The sequence below is a fragment of the Paenibacillus sp. GM2FR genome (assembly GCF_002803325.1).
GTDB classification, from domain to species: domain Bacteria; phylum Bacillota; class Bacilli; order Paenibacillales; family Paenibacillaceae; genus Paenibacillus_AQ; species Paenibacillus_AQ lautus.
On the sequence record NZ_MKZM01000010.1, the window covers coordinates 310871 to 323671 of the forward strand.

A 12801-nucleotide genomic window follows, 5' to 3' on the forward strand; every position below is an offset into this window, starting at 1 on the left:
ATAAGGATGCTTCAAATAAGAAATTGGATCGATTCCGTGGGAAGCATGAAAAAGCGTAAGTTTTTTCTGAAGTTAATTGTCACGACGGTGCTCATTACCGTGCTTCCGAGTTTGATCTCCAATATTTTTGCATATTACAGGGTATCCGGCATTGTAGAAGAAGAGACGGGTAACAACAAGCTGCAATATTTGAACCAGACGATCAACACCCTTGAGATTTTGCTGAACCGGATTAAGGAAAATTCGAATTTGCTTGCACTCAACCGCTCTTTCATTAGCTTCGAGAATTTCCCGAACGGGGCTTACTACGAAGGGCTTCAAGGGGAGATTCCGGAGGAAGACCTGCCGGCGCTCTACGCTTATCTGGAAGCCAAGAAGAATACCTTCCTCACGATGAACTCATTCAAACTCTCTGATCAATTCGTGGATTCCGTATACTTTTATGACAGCAGCAAGAACCTAGTGATCACTTCAGATAAAGACCGCTCCAATCGTCAGTTTCGGAGGGAGGATTTTTATGATAAAGACTGGTATGACGCCGTGCAGACCATGCAGGTGAATCCTGTCTTCTTGGACACTCGGACCGCGAAGCAATATCCTGACGGGGATAAGGATCTCCTGTCCGTGATCTATAAATCCAAAAAAGCCAACAACGCCATCATCGTCAACCTCGATGCGGCCATGATTTATGAGGATATTATCAGCAAATTGAATGCGAGTGACGACATGTACGTAGTGTCCTCATCTGGAAATCTCGTATTCCGCAGCCAATCTTCAATGACGGGCGGTGTTCAGCAAATTGGATTACCCGAGGCTCTGCAAAGAGCCAAGTCAGGATCGTATTCCATCGAGCTCAATGGCAGCAAGAAGCTGGTTAGCTACTCTTCTTCCGCGCTATTGGGTTGGACCTTCGTCAACATATCCGATATGGGGGTGTACACGCAGGGCACGATTGACATCAAACAGACGATTACGTATTCTGCCGGCGCTTTAATGCTGTTCTCGCTGCTGCTCTCCTACTTCTCTTCCAGGAGCTTGTATAAGCCGATCTCCCGTTTGAATGCACTTGCGAAGGGGAGGAGCGATGGGAAAATCCAGCTGGTCAGCGAGCAATCTAACGGGCCGGATGATGAACTCAGCGTCATTGGCAGCTTTGTCAGGTCCACCATTGATGAGCGCAATTATTATAAGGAAAGGCTGGAGGAAAGCCTGCCCTTTCAATTGGAACGTTTCAAGCTGTCGCTGCTGCAGCGGCATACGATGAGTCTTGAGGAAATTGAATCAAAGAAGGATTATCTTGGACTCCCTATCAGCCTTCATGAGCTGTCTGTGTTCTTGCTGTCCATTGATGAAGAGATGGCTTCTAACGGCGAGGATATGCTGGCGCAGGACCTGTGCAAGATCAAGATCATGGATGCCTTGCAGGACAGCGTGGTACTGGGGCTGGGTACTGCATTTTTCGTCGTCAATGTGGAGAAGGATAAAATCGCAGTTGTTTTTAACCTTTCCGGAAAAGGGCGTCAGCAATTGTTCCATCTGGCACAGCAGCTGCTCGATGAGGTGAATGCACGGCTGGGCGTGCAGTTCTCACTTGGCGTCGGAAGTATCTGCAGTGGGATCGAGGAGCTCCCCCTTGCTTATGAAGAAGCGGCAGAGGCGTTAAAATACCGTATTCTCTATGGAAAAGGTTACGTGATATCCATGGACGATATCCGTGCCGATAATGGGCAAACCTTTCATTATCCGAACCAGCTTGAGGAAAAGCTCAACAGTTGTATCCGGACTGCCTGCTTGCAGGAAGCTCTTTTCATATTCGACGCCTTTGTGGCCGAGATCGAGGCCTGTAAACACAAGCTTCATTACAACCAGATCCAGCCGATCTTCATTCAATTGTTCACGTCCATCCGGTATTCATTCAGCTCGTTTGGAACAGGCATCGAAACTCTGTTCGAGAAGGGAACAGATCCATACCGAGAGCTGCTCGATCTGGGCTCGATGGATCATATCGTCGCATGGTTTCAATCGCTTATAACGCGCGGGGTTGAATGCATACGTCAAGAGATTCACGCTAGGGGCAACCAGCACATTGCCAAAGTCATTGAAATGTTGGAGAACGATTATGATAAAGATATCTCGTTACAGTGGGTTGCCGAGCACCTGAATTTGAACCCGGCTTATATCAGCAGACTATTCAAGCAAAGCACCGGTCAGCCCTTCATTGATTACCTGAAGCAGGTACGGGTTGATAATAGCAAGCGTCTGCTCGCGGAAGGCAGGCTTAAGATCAATGAGATCGGAAAGCAGGTCGGATTCGGCAGTGCCCACTATTTTATTAAGGTGTTTAAGGAAATAACCGGGATCACTCCCGGCGAATACAAAAAAATATACTCATAGTATCGATCCCGGCCTCTTACTCCCAGAGAAGGAGTACCGGGATTTTTGTCTTTCGTAACAAATATTTGATAAGTAGAAATCGTGTTATAAAAGTACAGCATTTCACATTTTAAGCGCTTACATGTCGTGATAAGCTGTCTCCTGAAGCAGGTCCCGGCCATGTTGGAAACGCGGACCCAACCCAATTTAAGGAGGGAATAAGAATGAAGAAGCTGTTTCATACAACGCTGAGCGCCATGCTGGTGCTTTCGCTTGCGGCATGTGCAGGTGGAGGATCGGGAGGGAGCGGAGGCGATGGAGCCTCTGCCGGATCCAAGGAGGTTAGCGGAGATTCAAACAAGGGTTCCGGGGAGATGGCTAAAATTTATATTTATCAGAATACCGGGGCCTTGAATCAGAAACCGGAAGGCAGTATTCCGGATGCGCTAGAGGAAATGAAGCAGATGTATATTGATGAGCTTGGCATTGAACCGATTGCGATCGTACCGCCAAAAGGCTCCGAGGGCGAAAAGTTGAATTTACTGCTTGGGTCCAAGGATGAGGTGGACGTATTTCAGGGGGATTGGGATCAATATGCTTCGAAGGGTGCTATCATTCCGCTAAACGATTTGCTGGAGCAGCACGGCCAGGACATTCTGAAGGCATGGCCTCAGGAAGCTTGGGATTATATGACCGATAAAGACGGGAAGATCTGGGGCATTCCCCGGGGGCTGCCGTCCGTTCATTACCCGGTCTGGATTCGTACCGATTGGCTGAAGAAGCTGGATTTGGAAATGCCAAAGACCATTGATGAGCTCGAAGCGGTATTAAAGGCATTCCAGGAGGGCGATCCGGACGGTAATGGCAAGGCGGACACAATCCCGATGATGACCGATCTGGGCGGTATGAATAATGCGCTGATGGGCGCCTACGTGGAGGGCGGCAACAGTAATTGGCTTGATCCGGCCGACAACAAAATCAAACCGGTTGAGCTTGCGCCCGGCTATCAGGATTATTTGGCCAAGATGGCGGATTGGTACCAGAAAGGCTACATCTATAAGGAAGCTTTTGCAAAATTCGACCCGCTGGAGCTGCTAAAAACCAACCGGGTTGGAACCTCCTCTATGTGGTATTCCAGGATTACGCTGCTGTTCCCGCAGATCAAGCCGAATCTCCCGGAGGGAGCCGATTATGCGATTGCTAAGGATCTAACCGGTCCTGCCGGTAAGCTGATGACAGCGTCGCGCGGAAACACGACGGGCATGCTGGTTACCAAGAAAGCCAAGAATCCGGAAGCTGTCATCAAGTTCATCAACCATCAATACAAGGATTTGCCAACCAATACGCTGAATGCAGCCTTCGGGAAGAATTGGAAGTATCTCGATGACAACAAGTTCGAGATCGAGCTGCTTAGCCCGGATCTCCGGTATGCCGGTGAATATATGCTTTCTCTGGGCTTAGCGACGGAGAACAAATACGCATTCCGTGATCCCGTGAAGAAGATGCATGCCGATTACCTGAATCATGAGATTACCAATGTGAGTGCAGCCAAAATGCCACTGGATGCAACCGTCGTATATGACAAGGAACGGCTGAAGCAGAATGTCCCGATGCTTGAAGATCTGGACCGTTTGCGGAGCGAGGAGCTCGTTAAGTTCGTGACCGGCGTAAGACCCCTGAGTGAATTCGATCAATATATTGAGCAGCTGAACAAAGCCGGACTGCAGATGTGGATCGATGAGTACACGAAGCAATTTTTTGAGCTGAAAAAATAAGACGGGAGGGCTGCGTGTGTGATGGAGCTTAACACTGCAACTGTTGCCCCGCCGGCCTTGAAGAAACGAAGCCGCTGGGCTGCAGTTAAAAAGCATCGATTTTACTATTACCTGATTCTGCCCGGGATCCTTTATTTCCTTATATTTGATTACGTGCCGATGTTCGGCGTTATCATTTCGTTCAAAGACATTTCGCCGTTTGAAGGGGTACGGGGGATTTTAACGGGGGAATGGGTGGGTTTCGATCATTTTGTCCGTTTCTTTGATTCCTATTACTTCTGGAACGTGCTTCGCAATACGTTTCTGATCAGCTTTTATAACCTGTTGTTCGGGTTTCCGTCCGCGATCATTCTAGCGCTCTTGATGAATGAATTGAAGAACGGGCTGTTCAAACGGATCGTTCAAACGGTTTCGTATTTACCGCATTTCATCTCGACGGTCGTGGTGGCAGGTCTCATCATGATGATGCTGTCCACGGATAACGGGCTGCTTAATGCGATTATCGTGTTTTTTGGCGGAGAGCCGATTCTGTTCCTCGGAGAACCCAAATACTTCCGATCCATCCTCGTTATATCCCATGTGTGGCAGACCGTCGGGTGGGGGACGATTTTATATCTGGCAGCTATGGCAGGCATTGACCCGGGGCTGTATGAGGCAGCCAAAATCGACGGTGCCAACCGGTTCCGTCAGGCATGGCATATTACATTGCCAGGCATTTCGCATGTGATTGTCATTATGCTCATTCTGTCGATCGGAGGCTTACTTAATGCGGGCTTCGAGAAGGTGCTGCTGCTGTATTCGCCTGCCGTGTACGGGGTGGCCGACATTATCGATACGTATGTGTATAGAGAAGGCCTGACATCGCTTAACTATTCATTCGCCACAGCGGTCGGTGTTTTTAAAAATCTGCTGGCGATGGTGCTCATCCTAGGCGCGAATTATATTGCGAAGCGAATGAACCAAACGGGAATCTGGTAAGGGGGGATATGGTGAGCGGAATAAAGCCTACAACAAGTGAACGAGTTTTTGATGTTGCCAACATTGTTTTTCTGATCTTCTTGTCCCTCATGTTTGTTATTCCGTTCCTTGCGGTGCTGTCAACGTCGTTTATCAGCGCTGAGGAGTCCATGCGTCGCGGAGCGTTCGTGCTTATACCGGAACGGCTGGATTTCGCAGCCTACGATGTGCTGCTTAACCGGGGGAAAATCATTTTAAATGCTTATCAGGTTACGATTTTCAGAGTCGTGGTCGGCACCATTCTCAATCTGTTATTTACATCCATGCTGGCTTATGGATTGGCCCGGCGGAGCTTGCCCGGACGAAACGGCCTTGTGCTGTTCATATTTCTGACGATGATATTTCAAGGCGGTTTGATCCCTAACTATATGTTGATGGATACGCTGGGGCTTAAAGATACGCTATGGGTGCTTATCCTTCCCAGCCTGATCAGCGCGTGGAATTTATTTATTCTCCGGAATTTCTTCATGGGACTCCCGGAGGAGCTGGAGGAATCCGCCGTCATTGACGGGGCTACCCCTCTGCTGATTCTGTTCAAGATTGTCATTCCGCTGTCCATGCCGGCGATGGCCACGATCGGTTTATTCTATGCGGTACATCATTGGAATGATTGGTTCGGGGCGTCGATCTACATTAATGATGTCAACAAGATGCCGGTTCAGGTCATCATGCGCAACATTTTGCTGACCGGAATTACACAGAATGAGGCCCAACTGGAATACGTGCGCAATCCGCCCCCGGCGGCCACGCTGAAATCCGCGGTCATTATGATCAGTACGCTGCCAATATTGTTTGTATATCCGTTCCTGCAAAAATACTTCGTTAAGGGAGTTATGGTTGGCTCTATTAAAGGATAGGAGGGTTTATAAACTTGATTCCATTTCGTAAGTTACTCATTGGCTGGATGATGCTTATATTAATTGCTGCCCACATTCCCTATGGACCTGTTGGCGTAAGTGAGGCTGCCGAGGCCCAAGCTGTGGCCGATGGGGAACCACAATTTCGCAATATCGATTTGTTTCTGGCTGGTACGGAGGGGTATCATACGTTCCGCATTCCGACCATATTGACGACCATGGATGGAACCCTGCTGGCGTTTGCCGAAGGACGTAAAAACAGCGCTTCCGATACGGGTGATATCGACCTTGTGCTGAAGCGGAGCTTGGACGGCGGCACAACCTGGGAGCCGCTCCAAACGGTGTGCGACATGAGTGCGGATACCTGCGGGAATCCGACGGCGGTGCAGGATGAGAGCAATGGCCGCATATGGTTATTTATGAACCATAATTATGGCGACGACACGATTGAAGAGATCAACAATGGAACGAGCCGAGGCGTGCGTACGATCTGGAGCTCATACAGTGACGATGACGGAGTCACCTGGTCGGAACCGGTGAACCGTTTCGAGGAGGTGCAGCCATCCAATATAAGGTGGGATGCAACGGGACCTGCAATCGGGATTCAGCTCCGGCATGGGCCGAACCAAGGGAGGCTGGTGATTCCGGCGATCGGACGAAACATTCAAAGTGATGACCATGGCTTAACCTGGTATCAGAGCGGCTATATCCAAGCGGACACAAACGAGGCGACCGTTGTGGAGCTGACGGACGGCACGCTGATGCGGAACGACCGTTTGTCCGCTAACAAAGAGCTGAAGCGGAGGGCGATATCGACAAGCAGCGACCAAGGGGCAACCTGGTCACCGGTTTTTTATACGCCCGAGCTGATTGATCCTGTTGTGCAGGCGAGCATTGTCCGCTACATGCCTGCCGATAATGAGCTGGGCAGCAAGCTGCTGCTTTTCGCCAATCCGGCCAATGAGAACGTTAGAGAAAATATGACGGTCCGGCTCAGTTATGATGACGGAGCCACCTGGCCGGAAGCAAAGACCGTATACAGCGGGCATTCCGCCTATTCTTCGCTCACCGTGCTACCGGATGGAACGATTGGCCTGTTGTTTGAAGGCGGGGGTTACACACCATATGACAAAATCATGTTTGCGAAATTCAATTTGGCTTGGTTCGATGCGGAGGAAGCGCATCTGGACGATCTGATGTTCTCGGAAGGCTCGCTGTCTCCCGTGTTTCGGGGTGACATCGGACATTATCGTCTGACGATGTATGAAGGAACAGAAGAGGTGACGGTGAAGCCGGTTACATCAAATGAAGGAATTGAAATTGAAATAGCGGGCGAGCCGGCGGCTTCAGGAGTGCCAAGAGCGGTTCGGCTTGACGGACTTGAAGATCTTTTCATTACGGCCAGGTTGGGGAGTCAGACACGCACCTATTCGATTGAATTGGATAGGTCCAGACCTCGTCCGGAGCTGCTGCTTCATTGGGATTTTGAGCAGACGGATGATTCGAGCGTGACGGATGTGACAGGCAAAGGTCATACCGGTTTGCTGAAGAACGGTGCGGCGGTAAGACCAGGGGCGGTTCGTCCCGATGGGCAGGGCCATATTCTTCATCTGGATGCCTTACAGCGTTCTCACGTCGAGATCACCCAAGCTCAGGATCTCCATTTTGGGACTGGCGATTTTAGCTTTGCGGCTTGGGTCAACCCGGAGACGCTGTCTCGGCAGCGACACCTGCTGATGTGGTACGGTACGGCGGGTCGGGGTGTGCCGCAGTGGTGGATGTCGGTCGAACAGAACGGTGCGGTTCGAATGAATTTGAACGGACTGCCGCTGAACAGGGAGATTGGCATTGCAACCCCTTCGGGTCTAGTTAAAACCGGGGAATGGACACATGTTGTGGGGATCCGGGAAGGCGGTAATCTGCTCGTATATGTGAACGGTGAGCTGGCGGCGACGTCGGCGAGGTTCGACGGTTCCGCCATGAATGTGTCGAACGAAGACGCTCCGCCATTCGTCGGTTTCGATAAAGGCACAGTGGCGAATCGCGATTGGAACGGTAGTCTGGACGATGTGCGGATTTATCGTCACGCGCTGGATCCGTCCGACGTCCGGAAGCTGTATCAGCTGCCATCCGATGCGATAGCACCGATAACGAAAGCTATAGTCACTCCGGATGAGCCGGGTGGAGTGAATGGATGGTACACCTCCGATGTGACGGTGGAGCTAACGGCATCAGATGAGGAATCTGAGGTAACGGGTACGGAATATCGACTGGACGGCGGGGAATGGAAGGCATATGAAGGAGCGGTCCCTGTTTCTGCAGAAGGGATTACCACGATGGAGTATCGGAGCCGGGACGGGGCAGGCAATGTGGAGGAGGGGCGTACCCTTACGCTGTCCATCGACAAGACGGTACCGGATATCACGATTTCTCCGAACCGTAACGTTATCTGGCCACCCAATCGCAAATGGGTGCCGGTGGAGATGGAAATCCACACCAAGGATGAATCATCCGGAATCGCTTCGATTGCACTGGTATCTGTTACCGGCAGCGGTGTACAGGATCCAAGTTCAATCGTCCGTGGTGCGGAGGTTGGAACTGGCGACACATCTTTTGAGCTGATGGCCGCGAGCAACCCGGGCGGACAGAAGCGGGAGTACAGCATCACTTATGAAGCAAGAGATCATGCCGGACATACAACGACAAAGACGGTAATCATCGAAGTAGCGAGAATTGTCAATGAGGAGGATGAACATGATGGCGATTGAAAGGTTTGCAATCAGCAGAGACACGGAATGGTATGAGGCATGGCCGGACGTAACGCTAACGGCCGCGGGCAAGCTGGTATGCGTATTTTCCCAATGCACTCACCACGGAGACCGGTCGGCTACACGCCTGATGTTGACGGAAAGTACGGACAAAGGGAGAACCTGGAGTGACAAACAACCGTTCACGTCATTGACGAACGGACTTCCGTACTGGAATTGTGCACGCATATCGAGGCTTCGGGACGACCGGCTGGTTATCGTGGCGGATCTGATATCGGCGAAAAAGGAGAACGGGGGCCGCAATTATATATGGATCGGAGACGCGGAGGGGAATAACTGGTCGGAGCCTATGGAAACGCCCGTTACCGGTATCGTTCCGGATAAACTGTGTGAGCTTGCAACCGGACGCTGGCTGCTGTCGGCCCATGAGCGAAACCCGGATTCGGGGGTAAGCGAGCAGCGGCTCTGGTATTCCGATAATCAGGGTGCGGACTGGGTGGGACCTGTCACTGTGGCTTCTCATCCGGATCTGAAGCTGTGTGAAGGAAGTATACTTCCCCTCCCGGATGGAACGTTGGTTGCGTTTCTCCGGGAGAACTCAGGGCAGGGATTGGATTGTTATAAATCAATATCCCATGATCAGGGCCAGACTTGGAACGGACCGTATCGTGTTCCTCTCCCCGGTTGTCATCGTCCCGTTGCAGGGATGCTTCAGAGCGGGAACATTATGATTGCGTACCGTTTCATGCAAGGCGGTAAGGGCTGGCTTGGCACCTGGACACAGAACTTCTTCGCAGCTCTTACGGATCAGGAATCAGCAAAGGCGATAGAGCGGCGGGAGCAGTGGACGAGAATCATGCCGATTGATTACGACCGTAGTCCAGTTGCAGACCTTGGTTATTCGGGCTGGGTACAGTTCGAAGACGGGGAGATTTATGTCGTTCAATATATTGCGGATGATGCGCCTAGAGCGCAAATCCGCGGGTACAGCTTTTATGAGGATGATTTTTTATTGAAATCATTGTAAACATGAGGGGGACGTTTTGTGAACCAGATATCTGGAGAACACAGCAAATTTAAAGGCATATTTACGGCACTGTTGACCCCGATGCATGAAGACGGATCGATTGATTTCGAATCGTTGTCTCGTTTGGTTGAACATCAAATCTCGCTGGGAATTAAAGGCTTCTACGTTGGCGGAAGCACAGGGGAAGGATTTATTCTGACGACGGAAGAACGACAGCAAGTTCTTGAGTCGGTCGTAAAGACGACAAAGGGTCGAGTGACCGTTATCGCGCATATCGGCTGCATAAGTACCATGGAGTCGGTTAAGCTAGCCCGGCATGCCGAAGCCTTAAGCGTGGATGCCGTATCGGCCGTTGTCCCGTTCTATTATAAAGTCACGATGCAGGAGATCCGGGAGCATTATGAAACGATCATGACCGCCGTACCGCTGCCCATGCTCGTCTATCATTATCCGGGAGCTACCAGCGTGAGTCTAACCATGGACTTTTACAGCCACATGAGCCGTAACTCTCAATGTGTGGGCGTGAAATTCACCTCGCTGAATCTGTTTGAGATGCAGCAGATCCGAGCGTTATGCGGGGAGCGATTCATGATCTATAACGGGCATGACGAGGTATATTTAAGCGGGGCTTATGCCGGAGCCGACGGCGCGATCGGAAGCACTTTCAATATGATGCCTGAACCTTTTGTTCAGATGCACGCTCAGATTAGCGCTATGGAGAGACCGGATATGGAGCTTCTCCAGTCTTTGCAGTCGAAAGCGAATGAGGTCGTATCGCATATGGTAAGGTTTGACGTCATCGCGTATGAGAAGTATGTCTTATTCCTCCAGGGAGTACTATCCTCACCAAAGGTACGCCAGCCTTTGAAACAATTTACGGAGGATGAGCGGCGGCAAATTGACGACTATTATCGGAATAGCGAGCTGCTGCATCATCATCGAATCAAGGTTTAAGGGAGCAATGAGCGTAGAGCGTTAGAGCTTAAACAATCTGCAAAAAACCAACAGGCCGGTCATGACTGGTCTGTTGGTTTGACGTTTAAATAGATCCACACCTCAACAAAACACAACCCCAACCCAAAAAAACAAAGAGGCTGCACCAGCGTTACTTCTATAATGGAGGTTACTAGACTGTCGGACCGCTGAGGATCGTGAGGAGGGATAAACATGAAGCGGGATGAATATATGGATGGGGCAGGACTGGAGCAGGGAAGGTCGGATGCTCTCATAAGCAATAAGCGGGTAAATGATCATGATCGTAACCGTCGGATAGCCTGGTGGCGCGAAGCTCGCTTTGGGCTCTTCGTGCATTGGGGGCCTTATTCGATGCTGGGCGGGAAGTGGAACGGCGAACGGGTGGATGCCAATTATGCGGAGCATATCCAGTTAAGGGGAAAGATTCCGGTGACCGAGTATGCGGAGGCCGCAGCCGGGATGAACCCGGAAGCGTTTGATGCGCACGAGTGGGTATCGCTGGCCAAGCGGTCCGGGGCAAAATATCTTATCGTGACAGCCAAGCATCATGATGGGTTTGCAATGTACGATTCCAAGGTCAGTGATTATTCGATTACTCGTCATGCTCATTTTCCAAGGGATCCGATCAAGGAGCTTGCAGAGGCCTGCGAATCGGAGGGGATTCGCCTTGGAATCTACTACTCCCATGCCATGGATTGGCATCACCCCGATTCGCAGGGGAACACGCTGGATTACCCGGATAACATCGGCGCCTGGGATCAACTGGAGGAATGGATCGAAGATGACGATAAGCGGGAACGCTTCGAGCGTTATCTTCATGAGAAAGCTCTTCCTCAAGTAGAGGAGCTGCTTACCGATTACGGTCCGATTGGTTTGATGTGGTTTGATTGCGGTCATAAGATCAGCGACGAGCACGCTGTGTGGTTCTATGATCTGGTACGCAAGCTACAGCCGGATTGCTTGATTAACAAGCGACTGCGGGATGACCGATTTGCCGATTACGGCAATCCGCATGATAACCAGCTCCGGTTCCATCCGGTGCAGCCTGAATGGGAGTCGATTCATACGCTGAATGATTCCTGGGGGTTCCGATATGACGATGACCATTGGAAGAGTCCGGATGAATTGATCGAACAGCTGCTGCGCGTGGCAGCCACGAACGGTAATCTGGTACTGAATGTGGGGCCGCTCGGAAACGGGACGATTGACGATACGTCAAGAAGCCTGCTGGAGACGGTGGGCAGCTTCCTGGAACGGAACGGCGAGGCGATATACGGCACGAGCGGCAGTCCGATCGGTACGCCGCAGTGGGGATATTGCACATGGAAGCCGGATGAGAATCTCTTGTACTTGCTGGTGAGAGAATGGCCGCAGGACGGGCGTTTGATCCTGCCCGGTCTTGCCAGCCGAGTTCAGTATGCGAGGCTTATCGGAGTGAAGGCGAAGGAGGACAACCTGCCGATCCGACAGCTTGGGCCGTGGGACTGGCAGATTGATGTGCGTTCGGTACCTCAGGACGCCTATGCGACGGTGATCAAGCTAAAGCTGGATGGAGCGCTGGAGACGCATCTCACTCCAAGGTTTATTTCCCGGATGCCGAATACGTTCTGGGCATATGATGGTGTTACCTGGGGCGATGGCCTGCGATACGATAATGGAAAACGCGGTCATGATGGCGTTACCGGCTGGACAGCTCCAAATGCGGCTGTTCAATGGACATTTCGTTCCGAGGAAGAGATGCCGATTCACTGTCGAGTGATCGTCACCTTGTCCGCTGCAGCGGATCAGGCGGGGGGGCATTTTGAGTTGTCCCTGGATGAACAGAAGCTGACTTGTACCGTTAAAGATACGGGTGGGGACGGATGCTGGGGAGAATTTGAGATAGGTCAACTGACGATTCTCTCGGCAGGCTTACATCGTCTTGAAGTCCGGGGACTATCGCTGGTTTCTGATTCATTAATGAATTTGCGCAAGGTTACGCTATTGCCAATGGAGAGGGAGTGAGGAAT

The 12801-nt window shown here is 51.1% G+C and carries 8 protein-coding genes; all 8 read left to right on the forward strand.

Annotated elements, in window-relative coordinates:
* Positions 1–6 precede the first annotated feature (6 nt).
* The 8 genes from PAEVO_RS26530 to PAEVO_RS26565 all read left to right on the forward strand — a co-directional run bounded on the left by PAEVO_RS26530 (position 7) and on the right by PAEVO_RS26565 (position 12796).
* Positions 7–2394 (forward strand): helix-turn-helix domain-containing protein, encoded by a 2388-nt coding sequence (locus PAEVO_RS26530; protein ID WP_100540494.1) that lies wholly within the window; start codon positions 7–9, stop codon positions 2392–2394.
* A 203-nt stretch (positions 2395–2597) separates the two neighbouring features.
* On the forward strand, positions 2598–4148 hold the full coding sequence (locus PAEVO_RS26535; protein WP_100540495.1) for an extracellular solute-binding protein: 1551 nt from the start codon (positions 2598–2600) through the stop codon (positions 4146–4148).
* Positions 4149–4169: 21 nt separating this feature from the next.
* Positions 4170–5126 carry an ABC transporter permease gene (locus tag PAEVO_RS26540; RefSeq protein WP_100540496.1) on the forward strand — a complete coding sequence of 319 codons (957 nt, stop codon included), beginning with the start codon at positions 4170–4172 and terminating at the stop codon, positions 5124–5126.
* A gap of 8 nt (positions 5127–5134) precedes the next feature.
* A complete protein-coding gene (locus PAEVO_RS26545; protein WP_243390946.1) occupies positions 5135–6022 on the forward strand; it encodes a carbohydrate ABC transporter permease in 888 nt (295 codons plus the stop codon).
* A 14-nt stretch (positions 6023–6036) separates the two neighbouring features.
* Entirely contained in the window at positions 6037–8790 is a 2754-nt protein-coding gene (locus PAEVO_RS26550) for a sialidase family protein (protein WP_100540498.1), read from the forward strand.
* Positions 8780–9817 carry a sialidase family protein gene (locus PAEVO_RS26555; protein ID WP_100540499.1) on the forward strand — a complete coding sequence of 346 codons (1038 nt, stop codon included), beginning with the start codon at positions 8780–8782 and terminating at the stop codon, positions 9815–9817. Before PAEVO_RS26550 ends, PAEVO_RS26555 begins: the two co-directional genes overlap by 11 nt.
* 18 nt (positions 9818–9835) lie before the next feature.
* The gene (locus PAEVO_RS26560; protein ID WP_100540500.1) at positions 9836–10771 is read left to right on the forward strand and encodes a dihydrodipicolinate synthase family protein; all 936 of its coding nucleotides are present in this window, start codon (positions 9836–9838) and stop codon (positions 10769–10771) included.
* Positions 10772–10984: 213 nt separating this feature from the next.
* A complete protein-coding gene (locus PAEVO_RS26565; protein WP_100540501.1) occupies positions 10985–12796 on the forward strand; it encodes an alpha-L-fucosidase in 1812 nt (603 codons plus the stop codon).
* Positions 12797–12801 lie beyond the last annotated feature (5 nt).